This window comes from Streptomyces sp. NPDC002619 (genome assembly GCF_042889305.1).
In the GTDB taxonomy this organism is placed as follows: Bacteria; Actinomycetota; Actinomycetes; order Streptomycetales; family Streptomycetaceae; genus Streptomyces.
In genome coordinates, this window is record NZ_JBIAQV010000011.1 from 34,711 (window position 1) to 52,783 (window position 18,073).

The window sequence follows — 18,073 nt, forward strand, 5'->3', positions numbered from 1 at the left end:
ATGGGTGCTTTCGACGGACTCAGCGCCCTCGTCACCGGCGGTGCCTCCGGCATCGGCCTGGCCACCGCCCGGTTGCTCGCCGCCGAGGGGGCCCGGGTGGCGGTGCTCGATCTGGCCGAGGCCGCGCCCGAGGGCTACACCGCTCACGTTCGGGCCGACATCGGCGACGACACCTCGGTCAGGGACGGCGTCGGAGCGGCCGTCTCGGCCCTCGGCGGCCTGGACGTGCTGGTCAACAACGCCGGGATCGGCGCGCAGGGCGGCATCGAGGACAACCCCGACGACGAGTGGCACCGCGTCCTGGACATCAACGTCCTCGGGCTGGTGCGGGTCACGCGCGCCGCGCTGCCCGCGCTGCGTGCCTCCGCCCACGCGGCGGTCGTCAACATCAGCTCGATCGCGGCGACGGCCGGCCTGCCGCAGCGGGCGCTGTACTCGGCCAGCAAGGGCGCCGTGCTGTCGCTGACCCGGGCGATGGCCGCCGACCTGCTGCCGGCCGGCATCCGGGTCAACGCCGTCAACCCCGGCACCGCCGACACTCCCTGGGTCAGCCGGCTGCTGGACCGGGCGGACGACCCGGCGGCCGAACACGCGGCGCTGGCGGCCCGGCAACCACACGGCCGTCTGGTCAGCGCCGACGAGGTCGCCGCCGCCGTCGCCTATCTGGCCTCCCCGGCCGCCGCCTCCACGACGGGCACCTCCCTGGCCGTGGACGGCGGCATGGACGGACTGCGACTGCGGAAGGAGGGCTGAGCGGATGCAGCGATTCGCCGCCGTGATCCGTCTGCGGCCCGAGAAGGAGCGGGAGTACCGCGAACTGCACGCCGCCGCGTGGCCGGCCGTGCTCGCGGCCCTCAAGCGGGCCAGCATCGGCAACTACTCCATCTTCCTCCGGGACGGCCTGCTCTTCAGCTACCTCGAGTACACGGGGACCGACTACGCCGCCGACACCGCGGCGATCGCCGCCGACCCGGTCTCTCGCGAGTGGTGGGCGTTGACCGATCCGTGCCAGCAGCCGCTGGACAACGTGGCCGACGGGCAGTGGTGGGCTCCCGCCGAGGAGGTCTTCCACCTCGACTGACGGCACGTGCCCGCCCCGGTCCGAGCCCACGCCGCCCCCGCGGTGGTCCGGCCCCGCTCCCACGCTGACGGTGGGGGCAGGAGCCCTCCCGACATCCGTCCACCGACCCAAAGGACCGAACGGTGCGCATCGACGCTCATCACCATCTGTGGGACCTCGCAGTGCGGGACCAGCCGTGGACCCGCGACCTGCCCACCCTGCGCCGCAACTTCACCACCGCCGAACTGCGGCCGGCACTCGACCGGAACGCGATCGACGCCACCGTCCTCGTACAGACCATCGCCGTTGCGGAGGAGACCCCCGAACTGCTCGCCGTGGCCTCTGGAGACCCGCACGTGCGAGCGGTCGTCGGCTGGACGAGCCTGACCGACCCCGGCATCGCCGACCGCCTCGCGCGACTGCGCGAGCTGCCTGGGGGATCGGCGCTCGTCGGCATCCGGCACGGCATCCAGGACGAGGCCGACCCCAACTGGCCGGCGCGTCCCGAGGTCCGCCGCGGCATGGAGGCGGTCGGAGCCGCGGGCCTCGTCTACGACCTGCTCGTCCGTCCCGACCAGCTGCCCGCCGCCGTCCGGACCGTACGCGAACTGCCCGACGTTCGCTTCGTCCTGGATCACGCCGGCAATCCGGTCGTCGGCACCGACGGTCTGACGCCGTGGACCTCGCTGCTGACCGATTTGTCCGACTGCCCCAATGTCGCAGTGAAACTGTCCGGCCTGGTCACCCGGACCGCAGCCGACCCGGCCCGCGCTCTGCGTCCCTTCGCGGACGTACTGCTCGCGACAATGGGCCCGGGCCGCCTCATGTACGGCTCGGACTGGCCGGTCTGCCTGCTCGCCGCGGGATACGACGAAGTCCTGGCCGTCGCCGAGACGCTCACCGACCACCTGAACCCCGTCGAGCGCGAGGCGGTCTTCGGCACGACGGCCGCCCGCTGGTACGGGATCGCCGCGTGACGGCCCGCCGGCTCGGCCGTACGAGCGTCCGGGTCAGTGCACTGGGGTTCGGCGCCGCCCCCATCGGCAATCTCTACGCCCCGCTCGACGACGACCAGGCGCGGGCCGCGGTCGAGACCGCCTGGGACCTCGGTGTGCGCTACTACGACACCGCCCCGCACTACGGCCTGGGGCTGTCCGAACGCCGGCTCGGCACAGCCCTCGCCCACCGGCCACGAGCGGAGTTCACCATCTCCACCAAGGTCGGCCGCCTGTTGGAACCACACCCCGCCCCGACCGGATCCGACCTGGCCGCAGGCGGCTTCGCCGTACCGGACACGCTGATCCGCCGTCCTGACTACTCGCGCGACGGCGTCCTGCGGAGCCTGGAGGGCAGCCTGACCCGACTGGGTCTGGACCGTGTGGACGTCGTCTACGTCCACGACCCCGACGATCACCTCGACGCGGCCATAGTCCAGGCACTGCCCGCGCTGGTGGCCCTCCGCGACCAAGGCGTCATCGGAGCCGTCGGCGTCGGCATGAACGCCGTCGCCCCACTACTGCGGGTCGTCGCCGAAGCGGACGTGGACACCGTGATGATGGCCGGCCGGTGGACGCTCATCGACCGCACCGCACGCCCGTTGCTGGAGGCGTGCACGAAACGAGGTGTCTCGGTGGTCGCCGCGGCCCCGTTCAACTCGGGCCTCCTCAGCCGGCCCTGCCCTCCGGACAACGCCACCTTCGACTACGGCCCTGTCCCCGACGCGGTGTTGCGTCGTGCCCGGCGCCTTGCCGACGTCTGCGCCCGGCACGGAACCGTCCTCCCCCATGCCGCCGTTCGCTTCCCGCTCCGCGACCCCGTCGTGGCCTGCGTGGTCGCGGGCTTCCGTTCCTCCGATGAGGTCACCTCCGCCGTCGCATGGGCCGGCACCGACCTGAGCGACGCGGCGTGGGCGGAGCTCGACGCGGCCGCGGAAGCGGCCGAGGACGGGCCCGGTGGTATCGGTGGCGGCGGCGGGTAGGGCGGGTGACCCTCTTGTGGTTGACCAACTCGCCCATCTCACGCAGTTCGGCGGTGATCCTGGGGACGCCGTAGGTGCCGTCCGCGTCCTGGTGAACCTTGCGTATCCGGGCGGCGAGCCTGGCATCGGCCGCCGGCACCGGCCCGCCGGGGAGTGCCTGAGACCCCGATCCGACGCCGTCCGGGCGGCCCGACCTCAGAAGCCCAGGTCGCTGAGCGACGGGTGGTCGTCGGGGCGGCGCCCCAGCGGCCAGTGGTACCTGCGTTCCGAGACCTTGATGGGCAGGTCGTTGATGCTCGCATGCCGCACCTGCATCAGTCCCTGATCGTCGAACTCCCAGTTCTCATTGCCGTAGGAGCGGAACCAGTTGCCGGAGTCGTCGTGCGACTCGTAGGCGAAGCGTACGGCGATGCGGTTCCCGTCGAAGGACCACAGTTCCTTGATCAGACGGTAGTCCAGTTCACGCTGCCACTTGCGGGTGAGGAAGGCGATGATCTCGGTGCGGCCGGTGATGAACTCCGATCGGTTCCGCCAGCGGGAGTCGGGGGTGTACGCCAGGGACACCCTCTCGGGGTCCCTGGAGTTCCAGCCGTCCTCGGCGAGTCGGACCTTCTCGATGGCGGTCTCCCGGGTGAAGGGAGGGATCGGAGGATTCATCGTCTTCTCCTGTGGGCCGTGCCCGACCCGGGCGGGACTGGCGTAGCTGACTGGGGTGCGGGGGCCGGCGGCGGTACTGGCCGTCGACCCCCGCGCCGTGGTGGCTACCCGAGGTGGGAGTCCGAATGCCTTGTGGTGACGGGGAGTTCTCGCGCCGGAGCTACTTTCCCGGTCCTCCGCGCGTGCTGTACAGCGCCTCGCGCAGAGCCGCGGTGGTCTGGGCGACGGCTTCCTTGTCGGCTTGGGTGTCGGCCAGGGCGTTGAGCATCATGAAGTCGTGGGTGATGCTGCCGAAGTGCGACGTGGTGACCGCAACACCTGCCGCGCGCAGTTTGGCGGCGTACGCGGTGCCCTCGTCGTACAGCACGTCCGAGTCGGTGATCACCAGCGCCGGGGGCAGGCCGCGCAGTTGGTCGAGGCTCGCGCGCAGCGGTGCGGCGGTGGGCTTCAGGCGGTCGGCGTGGTTGGGGGCGTAGGCGTCCCAGAACCACTTCATGGCGGGCCGGGTGAGCCAGCAGCCCTCGGCGAACCGGTTGTAGGACGCGGTGTTGAAGTTGGCGTCCGTGACCGGGTAAAGCAGTATCTGCTGCTTGAAATGCGGTGTGCCGCGTTCCTTGGCCAGCAGGGTGACCGCGGCCGTCATGTCGCCGCCCACCGAATCGCCGGCGATCGCCAGCCGGGACGGGTCGACATCGATCGAACGCCCGTTGGTGGCCAGCCACTTGGCCACGGTGTACGCCTGCTCGATCGGGACGGGGTACTGGGCCTCGGGTGACGGCGTGTAGTTGACGAAGACGACCGTCGCGCGTGCCCCGTTGGCGATCTGGCGGACCAGGCGGTCGTGGGTCCGCTCGTTTCCGAGTACCCAGCCACCGCCGTGGATGTAGACGATACCGGGGAGTGGTCCGCTCACTCCTGCCGGTCGGACCACATGGATGGACACCGGTCCGGTGGGGCCGCCGGGAACCGTCCGGTCACTGACGTCGGCCGGAAGTTTGGCGACGGGTCCTGCCTGCAGTTTGTCGAGGACCTGGCGGGCCGCCGTGTAGCTCAGGGTGTAGATGGGCGGTCCGTCCGCGGCGGCCAGCTGGTCCAGGAAGTCCTGGTCGGTCTTCTCCAGGGACACAGGGGGCTTTCCGCACGGTGCGCTCGCCGCCTCCGTGACGGCGCGGACGCCACCGGCATCGGACTGCGGGACGGTGCCCAGGGCGGCACAGGCAGACAGGGCGGCAGCGGCGGCTATCAGCGCGGCCCAGCCGTGGAACCGGTGACGCGACACAGCGCGATTCATCAGTCTGCTCGCTTTCGGACGAGAACGCCCCTTGGTGACAGCCTCTCAGTGACGCCGGGGCGGTGCTCGCCGGAGTAGGCCGCCGGAGTGGTGACCCTCAGACCAACGCAAGGGCTGCCGGCCACGGCACACCGACGGTGTGGCCGCAGTCGACGAGCGTGATGCGGATCTGGAGCTGCTCGTTGTGGCCCGGGTGCAGGCGCAGAGCCGTCGGCCACGTGCCGCAGAGCCGATACGGCGGAAATCGAGTACCGAGGGGGTCAGGACTGTAGTCCACTGCTGGTGCGTCGCTCATGCAGCCCACGGTGTGGCTCGGCGCCGGCCGGCGTCCAGCGCCTCCGAATTACTCACCCCCGAAAGCTCAAAGCTCGCTATTTCTCCGTACCTCGCCCCAGTCGGAGCCAGCTGCTCCCTGCGGCCCGCCAGCCCTCTGGCCCTCCTGCTGGCCGGCCGCATCCGGTCACGTCCGCCGAGGTGGTGTATCGACGGCCACTCGGTGATCTCGTTTTGAGGCTATGCGGTGAGTTCGGTGGGCAGGACGGGCTCGTCGGTTTCTGACTCGATCGGGTGCAGGCGGGCCTTGGCCAGGAGTTCACGGCCCATGTAGCGGCGGGCCTCGGTCCATTCGTCGTTCTACTCGGTCAGCACCGCGCCGACCAGCTGGATCACGGCGGTGCGGTCGGGGAAGATGCCGACCACGTCGGTGCGACGCCGGATCTCCTTGTTGAGCCGTTCTTGCGGGTTGTCGGACCAGATCTGCCGCCAGATCTCGTGCGGGAAGGCGGTGAAGGCGAGCAGGTCGTGCTGGGTGGTGTCCAATTTCATGCCCGGGACGTCCATTCGTTCGCGAGGAGGCCAAGGATGGCCTCGTCTGCGTATGCGCCGTACACCCAGGCGGAGTGCCGTAGCGTTCCCTCTCGCGTGAACCCCGCCCTGGTTGCCGCTGCGATCATCGGGGTGTTGTCCGTGAGGGTCTCAATCTGCAGGCGCTGCAGTCCACGTACGGCGAATCCGTATTCGCACAGCGTCTGCAGGACATCGACGCCGAGCCCGCGGCCGCGGAATGCGGGTCGCAGGGAGATCCCGATGTGAGCCATCCTGCTGTGCGTGTCGATGCCCCAAAGCAGGGCCTCGCCGACCAGCTCCTGCGCCTCCAGCTCCACTACGGAGAAGCAGGCTGCCTCGTCCGACGGCTCAGCCACTGCGTAGGGCGACTGCCCCGAGCCTGGCGGGATGGGCCGCCACGGGCGGGAGTCGGCGCGTGACCGTGTAGCCACATCGTTGTACAGCTCGGACTGGAGAACTGGGACGTCGCTCTCGTGCCGGGCACGCAGCCCGATCTTTTCGCCATGTATCACAGAGCATTGCTATACGAGGGGAAGCAGCTGATCAACCGCATTGCCCCGGCGGTTCCACGCGGGTGGCGGTCATGCGAGCCCAAGGAGGGCGAGCGGACGTTCCGGTCGCGGGCGTTGTGCCGCAGGGCGGCGGCGATGTTGGCCTCGCCGACCGGCTGAGCGTCCGCGTGCGGGCGGTCCCCGCGCCCCACACCGCCGCGGTGCGCGGTGCCGCGGCACTCCTCGCGGCCGCTCACGCCCACCCGTCGGCCATCGGCGAGCTCAGCACCGGCGCAAGAGATCTCCGCTAGATCCGGCTTTCCGCCGCCGTGTCCGCCGACAGCCGCTGGGCGAGGTAGATCGGGATCACGGACAGCAGCACGAGCACCGCCGCGACCACGTTCACCACCGGTGCCTGCTGCGGCCTGGTCATGTTGTTGAAGATCCAGATGGGAAGGGTCTCGATGCCGGGTCCTGCCGTGAACGTCGTCACCACGATCTCGTCGAAGGACAGCGCGAAGGCGAGCAGTCCGCCCGCGAGCAGTGCCGAGCGCACCAGCGGGAAGGTGACGTCGGCGAAGGCGCGGAAGGTGTTGGCGCCGAGGTCCATCGCGGCCTCCTCGTACGAGCCGGAGGTGCGGCGCAGCCGGGCGACGACGTTGTTGAAGACGATCACGATGCAGAAGGTGGCATGTCCGACGATCACGGTGAACAGGCCGAGCCCCACGCCGAGCGGTTCGAGGACCGTACCGAACGCGGAGTTGAGGGCGATGCCGGTGACGATGCCGGGCAGTGCGATCGGCAGGACGACCACGAAGGAGATGGCGTCCCGTCCGAAGAACCGGTGCCGGGCGACCGCGAACGCGATGAGCGAGCCCAGCAGCAGCGCGATGGCGGTCGCGCCGAGGCCCGCCTTGACCGATACCCAAAGGGCGCTGCGCGCACCGGAGTTGCCCCAGGCCACCGACCACCAGTGCAGGGTGAGGCCGGGCGGTGGCCAGCTCGCGCTGCGGTCGGGGTTCAGGGAGTTGACGAGGACCAGCAGCAGCGGCACATAGATCACCGCGAAGCCGAACCCGGCGGCGATGCGCAGCGCGATGCGCGCGGAACGGGAGAGTTGCACGGCCGGCTCCTCTAGAGGCTGCTCAGTGCGCCCGTGCGGCGCATCGCCAGCAGGTACAGCACGATCACGACGACCGGGACCGTGCCGAGCGCGGCGGCCATGGGCAGGTTGAGTTCGATGTTGGAGTAGACGAGGTTGCCGATGAGCTGGGTCTTGCCGCCGACGATCTGCACGGTGATGTAGTCGCCGAGGCTCAGCGAGAAGGTGAAGATCGATCCGGCGGCGAGGGACGGCAGCACCATCGGCAGCACGACGGACCGGAAGGTACGTCCGGGCCGGGCACCCAAGTCGGCTGACGCGTCCAGCAGGTTGGCGGGCAACTGCTCCAGCGCGGTGTGCACCGGCAGGATCATGTACGGCAGCCAGAGATACGTCAGGGTGAGGACGGCGGCCGGGAGTCCGAACCCCGGTCCGCTCAGCCCGAACGGCTCCAGCATCCAGTCGGCGAGCCCGCCCTGGGACAGGATCAGCCGCCAGGCGTACACCTTGACCAGGTAACTGGCCCACAGCGGCGTGAGGATGGCGACGACGAGCAGAGGGCGCCACCGGGGCCGGGCGACCCGCGCTGTGTAGAACGCGACCGGGAAGGCGATGACGGCGCACAGCGCGGTGACCGCGAGGGCGACGCCGACGCTGCGCAGGATCACCTGCCGGTAGACCGGAGTCGTGAACAGCGCCTGGAAGTTGTCGGTCGACCAGACCTTCACCACCTCGGAGGTGAAGGAGTTCGTCGTCCAGAACGCGGAGATGAACAGCACGGTCAGCGAGCCGAGGTAGAGCACGGCCAGCCACAGCAGCGGGGCGGCGAGCAGCAGGGCGAGCCGGAGCCGGGGCCGGCGGTGCAGGAACCCGGCGAGCCGCCGGACGGCGCCCTCAGGGCTCCGTCCGGCGGTCTGCGCGACGACGGTCATCGGTCAGCCCTTGATCTCGGTCCAGGCCTGGACCCACTTGGCGTACGGCACGCACTTGACGTCGGTGCGGCCGTCGAGGCACTGCTCGATGGGCGTGTTCCAGAAGGCGATGTTCTTCCAGTAGGCGGTGTCGCCCGCGTGGTAGGTGGTGCAGAAGCCCTTGTCGCTGGTCTCGGCGCAGGCCTTGGCGTTGGCGGGGGCCTCGCCAAAGTACTCGGCGACCTGGGCGTTGACCTTCGGCGAGACGATCCAGTCGAGCCACTTGTAGGCGCAGTTGGGGTGCTTGGCCCTGGCGGCGACCATCCAGGTGTCGGACCAGCCGGTCGAACCCTCCTTCGGGACGAAGGCCTTGACCTTGGCGCCCTCGTCGGCGGCGAGGTTGGCGATGACCTGCCAGGTGGTGCCGACCACGGAGTCGCCGCTCTTGAAGGCGGAGATCTCCTTGAGGTAGTCGCTCCAGTACTCGCCGACGTCCGCGTTCTGCTTCTTCAGCAGCGCCACGGCGGCGTCGAACTGCTTCTGGTCGAGCGCGTAGGGGTCCTTGATGCCCAACTCGGGCTTGGTGGCCTTGAGATACAGCGCGGCGTCGGCGATGTAGATCGGCGAGTCGTACGCCGTCACATGGCCTTTGTACTTCGAGGCGTCGTCGAAGACCGCGGCCCAGGACGTCGGGGCGGGCGTGACTTTCTCGGTGTTGTACATCAGCAGGTTGGCGCCGCGGCCGTGCGGGATGCCGTACGCCTTGCCCTTGACGGAGTTCCAGGCCTGGAGCTTCAGGTCGGGGAAGACGTCCTTGTAGTTCGGTACGAGGTCGGTGTTGACGGGGGCCGCGTCGCCGGAGGCGATGAGGCGCAGGGAGGCGTCGCCGGAGGCGGACACCGCGTCATACTCCCCCGTCTTCATCAGCTTGACCATCTCGTCGGAGCTGGCCGCGACCTTGGAGTTGACCTGGCAGCCGCTCTGCTTCTCGAAGTCGCTGACCCAGTCGACCTTGGGGTCGTTCGAGCCGTCCTCGACATAGCCGGCCCAGGCGATCAGGTTGACCGCGCCCTCCGTCTTGCCGAGTTTCGTGGGGGCTTTGAGGTTCGGCGGGTTGAGTCCAGTCGCTGCGGAGCCGCCGCCCGAGTCGGAGGACCCGCAGGCGGTGGCGGCGAGAAGCAGCGCGGCGGCGGCTGCTCCCTGGAGGGTTCGGGTGAAGCGCACGAGGTTTCTCCCTAGGGCGAGCGGTGTTCAGCGGGCGGCGTCGGGGACCTGGACCGTGTGGCGGTGGTGCCACTGGAGACGCACCCGGGAGCCGCGGTAGGCGGCGACGTCCTCGGCGGAGGTCTCCAGGTTCTGCTGGAGCGCGGTGAGGCGGCCGCCGGCGTCGAGGTCGACCAGGAAACGGGTCGCGTCGCCCAGGTAGACGACCTCGGCGACGGTGCCGGTGGCGGTGGTGTGCTCGGGTTCGTCCGCGGTGGCGGACTCCTTGAGGACACGGATCTTCTCGGGGCGGACGCTGTAGGTGCCCAGGGTGCCGACGACGCGCTGTGCGGACTCGCCGGTAAGCAGGTTCGAGGTGCCGACGAAGGACGCGACGAAGGAGGTGGAGGGGCGTTCGTAGATCTCGGCAGGGGTGCCGACCTGTTCGATGCGGCCCTGGTGGAAGACAGCGATGCGGTCGCTCATCGTCAGGGCCTCCTCCTGGTCGTGGGTGACGAACACGAAGGTGATACCCACCTCCCGCTGGAGCGCCTTGAGTTCGACCTGCATCTGCTCGCGCAGCTTGAGGTCGAGGGCGCCGAGCGGCTCGTCGAGGAGCAGCACGCGGGGGCGGCCGACGAGGGCACGCGCGAGGGCGACGCGCTGACGCTGGCCGCCGGAGAGCTGGGCGGGACGCCGCTTGCCGTAGCCCTCCAGGCGCACCTCGGTGAGGGCCTTTCGGGCGCGGACGAGGCGTTCCGCCTTGGGCACCTTGCGGACCTTGAGGCTGTAGGCGACGTTCTGCTCGACCGTCATGTGCGGGAAGAGGGCGTAGTCCTGGAAGACGGTGTGCACGTCCCGCTCGAACGGGGCGAGGCCGGTGACCTCCTGTCGGGCGAGCTCGATCCGGCCCTCGGTAGGGGTCTCGAAGCCCGCGATCAGCCGCAGGACGGTCGTCTTGCCGGAGCCGGAGGGGCCGAGCATCGAGAAGAACTCGCCGTCCCGGATCTCCAGGTCGACACCGGCCACGGCGGAGGTGTCCCCGAACGACTTCCGCAGACCCTCCAGCCGGATCGCAATTCCCTCCATCGACGGGAACCTTTCTGGCGTTCTCGAACGTTGCACGGAAAGATATGAAGTCATAGTTCAAAGCTCAAGGGCCCCTCGTGGTAAAGCTTGAGTCAAAATGCAAGGTGGTGGCCGTGAAGCAACCGACTTTCGGCGGAGCGCGCAGGGCCGTCTTCGCCCCTGTCGACAACCGGGCGCGGGTCGAGGCGGTCGTGCGCCGGCTCGGTGACGCCATAGAGCTCGGGCTGCTGGCCGACGGGGAACAGCTGCCCGGGGAGAGCGAGCTGGCCGGGCAGCTTGGCGTGTCCACGGTAACGCTGCGAGAGGCGCTCATGGCGCTGCGGCAACAGGGTTTGGTCACCACCCGCCGGGGCCGTGGCGGCGGCAGCTTCGTCGCGCTGCCCGAGGTCCCCGGCGAGGAGCGGCTGAGAGCCCGGCTGCGCGGCTGGAGCACGGAGGAACTGCGCGACCTGGGCGACCACTGGGCCGCGTTGTCGGGTGCGGCGGCGCTGCTCGCGGCGCAGCGCACGGAACCGGAAGACCTCGTCCAACTGCGGCGTACGGTCGAGGAGTTGGATCGGGCGGCGGACGCCGCGGCACGAAGCCGGATGTACGGCCGCTTCCATGTGGAGCTCGCGGCGGCGGCGCAGTCGGCCCGGCTCACCCGGGAGCAGGTCGCGCTGCAGACGGAGGTCGGGGCGCTGCTGTGTCTGTTGCTGGGGGACGACGAATATCGTGAAGAAGTGGCAGACCGTCACCGGTCCGTAATCTCGGCCGTGCAGGATGGGGCCCACGAATCGGCCCGCACGCTGGCCGAACGGTGCGTCCGGGAGCCGACGGCGCGGCTCATCGCGCTGCGCCTGACCCTGTAGGCCGCGGCCGTCCGGTCCCCGTCCGCTGGAGTGCGCCATGAGCAGGAGCCCCGGCCCAGTCGGCGCGGTGACCACGACGCTGGACGCCACCGCGGAGGAACGTGTCGCGGCGCAGATCGGGCGCTGGCTGGAGGCGGTGTTCGACGCCGTCGCGCAGACCCGCGCCGATACGGCCGCGCTGCTCGCGCGGGTGGCCGCCGAGGGGCGCCGGCCGGCGACGGTCGACCTCGCGGGGCTGCGCCCCGGACTGCACGCCCGGCTCGCGCGCGACGAGTTGGTCTCCGGGGTCGGCTTCGTGGCCGCGCCGGGGCTGCTCGCGGACGTACCGGGTTGGCTGGAGTGGTGGCAGACGACCGCTGAGGGGGACGTACGGCCGCTGCTGCCCGACCTGGACCCCGACCAGTCGGCGTACTCGGACTACACGCACTGGGACTGGTTCGCCCTGCCCCGTGACACCGGGCGGCGGGCCGTGGCCGGGCCGTACGTCGACTATCTGTGTTCCGACGAGTACAGCCTCACCCTGTCCGCGCCGGTGCGGGTGGCGGGACGGTTCGCGGGGGTGGCCGCGGCGGACGTGTATCTGCGGCACTTCGAGGCGGCGGCGCTCCCGCTGCTGCGTGAACTCCCCGGCCCCACCCATCTGGTGAACGCCCGCGGACGGGTGGCGGCGTCCGCGGACCCGGCGCATCTGGCGGGCTCCCTCACGAAGGGCCCGGACTTCGCGGCCGTACTGGAGCATGGGCGGGTGGACACCTTCGAAGGGGTACGTCTGGTGCCGTGCCGGGGTGTGCCGCTGGTCCTGGTCGTTCCCGTGGTGTGAGGAGTACGGGCGGGCGCCGTGCGCGGAGGGCCCACCCGGCGCCGTCGGCGACCTGAACGCCGGCGGTGCCGGGTCAGGCCTCCGCGGTCGGGACGATGGTCAGATGGGTGGTGTTGCCGGGGGTGCGGCGCGGACGGCGTGCGGGGGTCGCGGGGCGGCGGGAGTCGCGCAGGACCAGCGTGAGCCGCGTGTAGCCCATGTCCTGAAGGGTCTTCGGGGTCTCGCCGACGACCCGGCACTCCGTGGCGCCCCAGCGCGGGTCGGGGTGCAGCAGCCGGCGGACCGCGCCGTCGTGCTCCACGGCGCCCTCGCCGACCGCACGGATCCAGTGCGGCAGGCCCTGCCGGTAGGCGGCCTCCATGATCGGGTCCTGGGCGATCTCCCTGCGGATGGCCTGCAGTTCGTGGTCGTGCCCGAACCGCTCGACGGCGGCCTTGAATTGGGCCAGCATCGGCAGGCACCAGCCCGGCTCGTGCTCCCCGAGGACCGTGCCGGCGTCCGGGTGGAAGAGGACGAACCGCAGGAAGTTGTCACCGGGCATGGCCGTGGGATGCGGGCCGACTTCGCGGAAAAGTGTCTCGAACGCGCTGTTGGCGAGCACCACGTCCCAGCGGTGGTCGACGACGAGCGACGGGAACGGGACGGCTTCCAGAAGCGTCGCATAGTCCTGGAGGTACGTCTGGGCCTCGAGCCCCTCGGGGACGGGCCGTGGCGCCGGCCACGGTCCACCTGCCTGATGTGCCATCGGGAGGTCACCCCTCTTGCCTATGCGGCCTTCACGCGGCGATGTGATCCTCCTGCCCCGGCAAGAGCCATGTCAACTATCGTGGCATTTCATGCTCGTTGACGGCTGAAATTGGCCACAGTTGTGGCGAGACCTGGATGTGAGTTCGAGGCACCCGCTACTCTCCGGGAAGTTCACGGCAATCGCCAGTGAGAACCCCTTGAAACCCATGAGAGACGTAGGAGTTCTGTCGGTGACGGATGGCTACGAGGATCCGGGCGCCACGGCGACCGACCGGCTGCCGGCCGTCGTCGCCCGCGTCACCGCGCTCGCGGACCGGCTCGGGGTGCCGCACACCGAGGTCTTCGACGTCGCGCGCCTGTCGGTCGCCTGCGGCGTCCCCGAGCCCGTGGTCAGGGCCCTGCTGAACGGCCGGCCTGCGGGCGAGCCCGATGTGCAGGCCCGCTTTCTGCAACGCCTCGACCTGCTGCGCCGTACCCGGCTCAAGCCGAACGGGCGCAAGCACACCCAGCAGGAGATAGCCGACGGCGCGGGCATGTCCCGGCAGCAGGCCGGCGCGCTCATCAACGGCGACCGGCGGCCCACCATGGAGCACTGCGACGCTTTGCAGCGGTTCTTCCGCGTGCACGCGGGTTTCCTCACCGCGGAGGACCCCGAGGCCCTCGCGGGCGCGCTGCAGCGCACCGAGCAGGAACTGCTGCAGAAGCTCGCCGACCGGGAGCGGGCCGCGGACGGGGCGGCCGCCGAGGCGGCGGATCCCCTTGAGCAACTGCTGCAGGACCACGGCGTCCGCGGCATCGCCTGGCGGGCCGCGCAGCTGCCCACCGACCAGCACCGGGACAAGGTCGCGGAGTGGCTGGACATGCTTCTGGAGAGCGTCAAGCGGCCCGAGTCGTGAGCCGGGGGAGGACTGTGGGCATCGGCAGGGACATGCGACGGCTGAGCGGCGAGCTGGTCGGGGAGCTGACGCTGCCCGCGCCGGCCCGTCCGCAGGACCTGTACACGGCGCTGTGCGACGCGATGAGCCGGCGCCGCGGCCGGCCGGTCCTCGTCCGTACGGCCACCTTCCCGCCCGCGACCGCCAGCGGGCTGTGGCTCGACATGGCCGACCGGGACCTCATCGTGATCGAGGAACGCACCGCACCCGACCACCAGTTGGTGATCCTCGGCCATGAGTTGTGGCACATGAAGGCCGACCACAGCGGCCACCACGTCGACGGGGTCACGGTCGCCACCCGGCTGCTCGGCGACGACCTGGACCAGGCCGCCCTCCAGGCCGCGGTCCTCAAGGTCGCCGCGCGCACCCACTTCGACCTCGACGAGGAACGCGAGGCCGAGACGTTCGGCCTGCTGTTAGCCAGCAAGTGCCGTACGTGGCTGGCGGGTTCGGCGCTGCGCGGCCCGGTGCAGCGGGACCATCTGGCGGGGCGTATCGAGGCGTCACTGGGCTATCTGGGGTCCTGACGGCCCCGCCGGATTTCGGGGAGGTTTCGCCTCCGCCAACCGGGCGAACCGGGGTACCGGGCCCCCTGCTCGGGCGATGTCGGCAGCGGGGGAGGAAGGGCGTTGTCAGTGGTGGGCGGCAAGCTGGGAGTGCGCCGCCACGAGGGGTGGCGTACGCGCCGTACGGGCGCGGGAGCGAGACGCCGACCGGGGAGAGCCGACCGATGCCCACTGCCGTACTGACCGACCGTGAACGCACCGCCGTCCAGGCCTATCTTCGGCTGCTGCATACGGTGCGCGCCGCCTTCGACGGCCCATCGGACGCCGGCCGGCCCGTCGTCGTCCCGCCAGGCGTGCTCGCCGAGGCGGAGGAGGCGTTGACCCGGGCGGGGGTGCGGGGCAACGAGGAGGCGTTCTTCCGGCTGCTGCAGACCTGGTGCCCGGAGCCCTGAGCGTCGGGCGCCGTCAGGAGTGCGGCACGACGACGGCCGTGGTCACGACGCCGCGCTGGAAGCTCCAGCGGCCCTCGAACCACTGGAGTTGCCGGCCGCCCACCCAGGGGCCGGGGACGAGAAGTTCGGCGCGGAGCCGGCCGTGCGGGCGCCCGTCGGGGTCGGCGAGGAGCTCGATGTCGGCCTCGGCGAAGTCCAGCCATTTGGCGGTGAGCGGGAACCACGCCTTGTAGACGGACTCCTTGGCGCTGAACAGGATCCGGTCCCAGTGGATCGCGGGCCGGTCCCCGGCGAGCCGGCGCAGCCGCTCGGCCTCCGTGGGCAGGAAGACGTAGGAGACGACGTCCTCCGGGAGCGGGCTCGCGGGTTCGGCGTCGATGCCGAGGGAGGCAAGGTCGGTGGCCCGGGCCAGGGCGGCGGCGCAGTAGCCGTCGCTGTGGGTCATGCTGCCGATCAGGCCGGCCGGCCAGCGCGGGGCTCCGCTCGCGCCGGTCACGATGGGCTGCGGCGGCACCCCGAGCTTCTCCATCGCGTGGCGGGCACAGGCGCGTACGGCCGAGAACTCGCGGCGGCGCTTGGCCACCGCCCGGGTCATGAGCGCCGCTTCCTCGGGGTAGAGCGGGGCGTCCTGGATCGCGTCGTCACCGTGCGCTTCCACGGCCACGACCGAGTCCGGGAGCAGCTCCTCGATCACCGGATCCGACCTCCATCGGCAGCACGCGACGCAGCTGTCCCGGGGGTTCCGGGCGCTTGCGCCACTCGCGGGGGTACCCCACGGAGACCTCTTCGAAGCGGACGCCGTCGAGCCAGGTGGTCCGGGGGATGTGGAGATGACCATAAACCATGGTGTCGACACGGAATCTACGGTGCCAGTCGGCGGTGAGCGTGGTGCCGCACCACATGGCGAACTCGGGGTACCAGAGGATGTCGGTGGGGTGCCGGTCCAGCGGATAGTGGTTGATCAGGACGGTGGGCAGATCGTCCGGGAGCTCGGAGAGGCGGCGTTCCGTCTCCTCGACCCTGGCGTGGCACCAGGCCTCGCGGGTGGGGTAGGGGTCGGGGTGCAGCAGGTACTCGTCGTTGCAGACGATGCCGGTGCCGTGGGCGTAGGCGAGCCCCTCCTCCTTGGTCGCGCAGCCTGCGGGCAGGAACGAGTAGTCGTAGAGGAGGAAGAGCGATGCCACGGCGACCGGGCCGCCGGGGCCGTCCCAGACGGGGTACGGGTCCTCGGGGGTGGTCACGCCCAGCTCACGGCACATCTCGATCAGGTGTTCGTACCGGGGGACGCCGCGGAGGGTGACCGTGTCCTTGGGGTGGGTCCACAGGTCGTGGTTGCCGGGGACCCAGAGAACCTTGTGGAAGTGGCTCGTCAGCGTTTCCAGGGCCCATCTGATGTCGGCGACGGTCTCGGCGACGTCGCCGGCCACGATGAGCCAGTCAGCGTCGGACTCCGGGCGCAGCCGCTCGACGAGCGCGCGGTTCTCGGCGTACGCGATGTGCAGATCGCTGATGGCCAGCAACTGCCCGTCACCACCGGCCATCGAATCCACCCGTCACCCCTTCCGATCACACCGATGTCAACACGAGAACACATTCACACGGCCCGAACAAGGGGAAACCCGGTCGCTTGCGCCAGGGGCCGGGGCGGGTACCACTCCCACCCCCGGTCAAACCGGCACACGGCATTCTCATGCACTCGATGTACGCGGTTCGGGAATCCGTAACACGCGCGTTGCACGCCACGGCCTTGGAAAGCCGTATGATCGCCCCAACACCACCGCCACGAACTTCCCTTCGCGCAGGGCGGTTTGGTGTACCTCCAACCACCCTGGCCGGGCACGGCCCCGCTTCGCCGTGCCCGGAAACCCCGAAAGGCGGCCTGCATGCTCTCTCGCGTACGCGTCTGGCTCAACCGCACGTACGCGGAGAACGTGTTCTTCATGGATCAGCTGCGCAGAAATCCCAGTGATCGCGCGGTCGAGATCCATGCCACCCACGGCGACCCCGACTCCCCCGTGCTGGCCGCCGCCGACACCGCCGAGCTGGAGCCCGAGGGCCTGTCCCCCGCCGCGTACGTCGAGTACGCCCTGGCCCAGTGCTCCCGACGCGGCATCGACGTGTTCGTGCCCCGTCTGCACCAGGCCGCGATCGTGGCGCACCGCGCCGAGTTCGAGGCCGTCGGCACCGCTCTGCTCGCCCCGACGCCCGAGGCCGTGGCCGTGTTCGAGGACAAGGCGACGGCCTACGAGGCGGTCCGCTCGGTGGGCGTCCCGGTGCCGCCGTGGTGGCGCGTGCGGACGGCGCACGAACTCGTCTCGGCCGTCGAGGAGTTGGAGGCGGACGGCCACAGGGCATGCTTCAAGCCCGCTGCGGGCGCCGGCGGTGTGGGCTTCCGCGTGATCACGCGCGCCCCCTTCTCGCTTCTTCACCTCAACGGCTTCCCGGGCCCGCACGTCCAGCTCGATCTGGTCGTGGACGCGCTGGAGCGCGCCGACCACCCGGTGGACTGGCTGGTGATGCCGCGTCTGGAGCAGCCGGAGGTGTCGGTGGACTGCCTGACCGGAACGGACAACCGGGTCCGGCTGGCCGTGGGCCGTACCAAGAACGGCCGTCGGCGCGGGTTCACCCTGCACGAGCAGTGGCTGGAGCCGGCGCGGCTGATCGCGGAGGGCTTCGGCCTGCACCACCTGTCCAACATCCAGTTCCGGATGTTCGGCGACCGCCCGGTGCTGCTCGATGTCAACGCGCGTCCAGCAGGCGGTCTGCACCAGCTGTCGCTGTGCGGTGTCAACGCCCCTTGGGCGGCGGTGCGGTTGGCGCTCGGCGAGGACCCGGGCGAGATCGCGCCGCCCTTCCTGGGTCAGGACTACACGGTCGTCTCCGGCCCGCGCCCGCTGCGGCCGGTGTCGCTCCCGGCGCAGCGCGTCGACGAGACCGAGCCGCTGCTGCCGGCCGTGCCCGCGCCCGCCACGGAACCCGCCCCGGAGGTCACGACGGAGGCCGGCACTCCCGCCACCGCACGGGCGTAGCCCCACGCCCCACACCCCCGCACTCCACACCGGTCTGGACCAATCCGCGCGCGTCCCTTGACAGTCAGATTGGTCCAGACCAAATTGGTTGCGCACTCCCTTTCG

At 70.6% G+C, this 18,073-nt stretch carries 22 protein-coding genes and 2 pseudogenes; 11 read left to right on the forward strand and 13 right to left on the reverse strand.

Annotated elements, in window-relative coordinates; translation table 11 throughout:
• The 4 genes from ACFYXB_RS19395 to ACFYXB_RS19410 all read left to right on the forward strand — a co-directional run bounded on the left by ACFYXB_RS19395 (position 1) and on the right by ACFYXB_RS19410 (position 3,038).
• Positions 1-753: an SDR family NAD(P)-dependent oxidoreductase gene (locus tag ACFYXB_RS19395; protein ID WP_389583755.1), complete on the forward strand. Its 753-nt coding sequence runs from the start codon at positions 1-3 to the stop codon at positions 751-753.
• A 4-nt stretch (positions 754-757) separates the two neighbouring features.
• On the forward strand, positions 758-1,081 hold the full coding sequence (locus tag ACFYXB_RS19400; RefSeq protein ID WP_389583758.1) for an L-rhamnose mutarotase: 324 nt from the start codon (positions 758-760) through the stop codon (positions 1,079-1,081).
• Between the two features lie 122 nt (positions 1,082-1,203).
• Entirely contained in the window at positions 1,204-2,037 is an 834-nt protein-coding gene (locus tag ACFYXB_RS19405) for an amidohydrolase family protein (protein ID WP_389583761.1), read from the forward strand.
• Entirely contained in the window at positions 2,034-3,038 is a 1,005-nt protein-coding gene (locus ACFYXB_RS19410) for an aldo/keto reductase (RefSeq protein ID WP_389583764.1), read from the forward strand. Before ACFYXB_RS19405 ends, ACFYXB_RS19410 begins: the two co-directional genes overlap by 4 nt.
• On the opposite strand, the pseudogene ACFYXB_RS19415 reads toward ACFYXB_RS19410, so the two are convergent.
• The 6 genes and pseudogenes from ACFYXB_RS19415 to ACFYXB_RS19440 all read right to left on the reverse strand — a co-directional run.
• Positions 3,031-3,183, reverse strand: a pseudogene (locus tag ACFYXB_RS19415) (IS3 family transposase); the annotation flags it as partial. The gene ACFYXB_RS19410 and the pseudogene ACFYXB_RS19415 overlap by 8 nt on opposite strands.
• A gap of 50 nt (positions 3,184-3,233) precedes the next feature.
• Positions 3,234-3,695 carry a nuclear transport factor 2 family protein gene (locus tag ACFYXB_RS19420; RefSeq protein ID WP_351346734.1) on the reverse strand — a complete coding sequence of 154 codons (462 nt, stop codon included), beginning with the start codon at positions 3,693-3,695 and terminating at the stop codon, positions 3,234-3,236.
• Positions 3,696-3,855: 160 nt separating this feature from the next.
• A complete protein-coding gene (locus ACFYXB_RS19425) occupies positions 3,856-4,974 on the reverse strand; it encodes an alpha/beta hydrolase (protein ID WP_389583768.1) in 1,119 nt (372 codons plus the stop codon).
• 109 nt (positions 4,975-5,083) lie between these two features.
• On the reverse strand, positions 5,084-5,281 hold the full coding sequence (locus tag ACFYXB_RS19430; protein WP_389583770.1) for a hypothetical protein: 198 nt from the start codon (positions 5,279-5,281) through the stop codon (positions 5,084-5,086).
• Positions 5,282-5,622: 341 nt separating this feature from the next.
• A pseudogene (locus ACFYXB_RS19435) lies at positions 5,623-5,805 on the reverse strand (transposase); the annotation flags it as partial.
• Between the two features lie 2 nt (positions 5,806-5,807).
• Positions 5,808-6,344 (reverse strand): GNAT family N-acetyltransferase, encoded by a 537-nt coding sequence (locus tag ACFYXB_RS19440; protein WP_389583772.1) that lies wholly within the window; start codon positions 6,342-6,344, stop codon positions 5,808-5,810.
• A gap of 71 nt (positions 6,345-6,415) precedes the next feature.
• On the opposite strand from ACFYXB_RS19440, the gene ACFYXB_RS19445 reads away from it, so the two are divergent.
• Positions 6,416-6,634: a hypothetical protein gene (locus tag ACFYXB_RS19445; protein WP_389583774.1), complete on the forward strand. Its 219-nt coding sequence runs from the start codon at positions 6,416-6,418 to the stop codon at positions 6,632-6,634.
• Here ACFYXB_RS19445 and ACFYXB_RS19450 read toward each other — a convergent pair.
• From ACFYXB_RS19450 to ACFYXB_RS19465, 4 genes are read right to left on the reverse strand one after another with little or no spacing between them, the layout of a single operon-like run.
• Complete coding sequence (locus ACFYXB_RS19450; protein ID WP_389583776.1) at positions 6,631-7,446, reverse strand: ABC transporter permease; 816 nt, start codon at positions 7,444-7,446, stop codon at positions 6,631-6,633. The two genes, ACFYXB_RS19445 and ACFYXB_RS19450, sit on opposite strands and share 4 nt — an antisense overlap.
• An 11-nt stretch (positions 7,447-7,457) precedes the next feature.
• Positions 7,458-8,357: an ABC transporter permease gene (locus ACFYXB_RS19455; protein ID WP_389583779.1), complete on the reverse strand. Its 900-nt coding sequence runs from the start codon at positions 8,355-8,357 to the stop codon at positions 7,458-7,460.
• Between the two features lie 3 nt (positions 8,358-8,360).
• Positions 8,361-9,560: an ABC transporter substrate-binding protein gene (locus ACFYXB_RS19460; protein ID WP_389583782.1), complete on the reverse strand. Its 1,200-nt coding sequence runs from the start codon at positions 9,558-9,560 to the stop codon at positions 8,361-8,363.
• A 27-nt stretch (positions 9,561-9,587) separates the two neighbouring features.
• Positions 9,588-10,628: an ABC transporter ATP-binding protein gene (locus tag ACFYXB_RS19465; RefSeq protein ID WP_389583785.1), complete on the reverse strand. Its 1,041-nt coding sequence runs from the start codon at positions 10,626-10,628 to the stop codon at positions 9,588-9,590.
• A gap of 104 nt (positions 10,629-10,732) precedes the next feature.
• Between ACFYXB_RS19465 and ACFYXB_RS19470 the strand changes: the two genes are divergently transcribed.
• Positions 10,733-11,479 (forward strand): FadR/GntR family transcriptional regulator, encoded by a 747-nt coding sequence (locus ACFYXB_RS19470; protein WP_389583787.1) that lies wholly within the window; start codon positions 10,733-10,735, stop codon positions 11,477-11,479.
• A gap of 37 nt (positions 11,480-11,516) precedes the next feature.
• On the forward strand, positions 11,517-12,299 hold the full coding sequence (locus ACFYXB_RS19475; protein WP_389583789.1) for a cache domain-containing protein: 783 nt from the start codon (positions 11,517-11,519) through the stop codon (positions 12,297-12,299).
• Between the two features lie 73 nt (positions 12,300-12,372).
• Here the strand turns inward: ACFYXB_RS19475 and ACFYXB_RS19480 are convergent, their stop codons facing one another.
• Positions 12,373-13,044: a hypothetical protein gene (locus ACFYXB_RS19480; protein WP_351346715.1), complete on the reverse strand. Its 672-nt coding sequence runs from the start codon at positions 13,042-13,044 to the stop codon at positions 12,373-12,375.
• A gap of 232 nt (positions 13,045-13,276) precedes the next feature.
• On the opposite strand from ACFYXB_RS19480, the gene ACFYXB_RS19485 reads away from it, so the two are divergent.
• The 3 genes from ACFYXB_RS19485 to ACFYXB_RS19495 all read left to right on the forward strand — a co-directional run bounded on the left by ACFYXB_RS19485 (position 13,277) and on the right by ACFYXB_RS19495 (position 14,939).
• A complete protein-coding gene (locus tag ACFYXB_RS19485) occupies positions 13,277-13,942 on the forward strand; it encodes a helix-turn-helix domain-containing protein (protein ID WP_389583791.1) in 666 nt (221 codons plus the stop codon).
• Between the two features lie 32 nt (positions 13,943-13,974).
• Complete coding sequence (locus ACFYXB_RS19490) at positions 13,975-14,508, forward strand: toxin-antitoxin system, toxin component (RefSeq protein ID WP_389583793.1); 534 nt, start codon at positions 13,975-13,977, stop codon at positions 14,506-14,508.
• Between the two features lie 203 nt (positions 14,509-14,711).
• A complete protein-coding gene (locus ACFYXB_RS19495; protein ID WP_351346711.1) occupies positions 14,712-14,939 on the forward strand; it encodes a hypothetical protein in 228 nt (75 codons plus the stop codon).
• Positions 14,940-14,952: 13 nt separating this feature from the next.
• On the opposite strand, the gene ACFYXB_RS19500 is transcribed toward ACFYXB_RS19495, so the two are convergent.
• Positions 14,953-15,633, reverse strand: a complete 681-nt coding sequence (locus ACFYXB_RS19500; protein ID WP_351346709.1) for a 4'-phosphopantetheinyl transferase superfamily protein — start codon at positions 15,631-15,633, stop codon at positions 14,953-14,955.
• Positions 15,581-16,489, reverse strand: a complete 909-nt coding sequence (locus ACFYXB_RS19505) for a metallophosphoesterase (protein ID WP_351346708.1) — start codon at positions 16,487-16,489, stop codon at positions 15,581-15,583. The genes ACFYXB_RS19500 and ACFYXB_RS19505 overlap by 53 nt, the downstream gene beginning before the upstream one ends.
• Before the next feature lie 333 nt (positions 16,490-16,822).
• On the opposite strand from ACFYXB_RS19505, the gene ACFYXB_RS19510 reads away from it, so the two are divergent.
• Positions 16,823-17,968, forward strand: a complete 1,146-nt coding sequence (locus ACFYXB_RS19510) for an ATP-grasp domain-containing protein (RefSeq protein ID WP_389583796.1) — start codon at positions 16,823-16,825, stop codon at positions 17,966-17,968.
• The last annotated feature ends 105 nt before the right edge of the window (positions 17,969-18,073 follow it).

Bases quoted from the DNA above. Each gene is read 5' to 3' on its own strand.
- ACFYXB_RS19395 (WP_389583755.1), top strand. From the start codon at position 1: ATGGGTGCTTTCGACGGACTCAGCGCCCTCGTCACCGGCGGTGCCTCC.
- ACFYXB_RS19400 (WP_389583758.1), top strand. From the start codon at position 758: ATGCAGCGATTCGCCGCCGTGATCCGTCTGCGGCCCGAGAAGGAGCGG.
- ACFYXB_RS19420 (WP_351346734.1), bottom strand. From the start codon at position 3,695: ATGAATCCTCCGATCCCTCCCTTCACCCGGGAGACCGCCATCGAGAAG.
- ACFYXB_RS19430 (WP_389583770.1), bottom strand. From the start codon at position 5,281: ATGAGCGACGCACCAGCAGTGGACTACAGTCCTGACCCCCTCGGTACT.
- ACFYXB_RS19445 (WP_389583774.1), top strand. From the start codon at position 6,416: ATGCGAGCCCAAGGAGGGCGAGCGGACGTTCCGGTCGCGGGCGTTGTG.
- ACFYXB_RS19455 (WP_389583779.1), bottom strand. From the start codon at position 8,357: ATGACCGTCGTCGCGCAGACCGCCGGACGGAGCCCTGAGGGCGCCGTC.
- ACFYXB_RS19465 (WP_389583785.1), bottom strand. From the start codon at position 10,628: ATGGAGGGAATTGCGATCCGGCTGGAGGGTCTGCGGAAGTCGTTCGGG.
- ACFYXB_RS19475 (WP_389583789.1), top strand. From the start codon at position 11,517: ATGAGCAGGAGCCCCGGCCCAGTCGGCGCGGTGACCACGACGCTGGAC.
- ACFYXB_RS19480 (WP_351346715.1), bottom strand. From the start codon at position 13,044: ATGGCACATCAGGCAGGTGGACCGTGGCCGGCGCCACGGCCCGTCCCC.
- ACFYXB_RS19490 (WP_389583793.1), top strand. From the start codon at position 13,975: ATGCGACGGCTGAGCGGCGAGCTGGTCGGGGAGCTGACGCTGCCCGCG.
- ACFYXB_RS19495 (WP_351346711.1), top strand. From the start codon at position 14,712: ATGCCCACTGCCGTACTGACCGACCGTGAACGCACCGCCGTCCAGGCC.
- ACFYXB_RS19510 (WP_389583796.1), top strand. From the start codon at position 16,823: ATGCTCTCTCGCGTACGCGTCTGGCTCAACCGCACGTACGCGGAGAAC.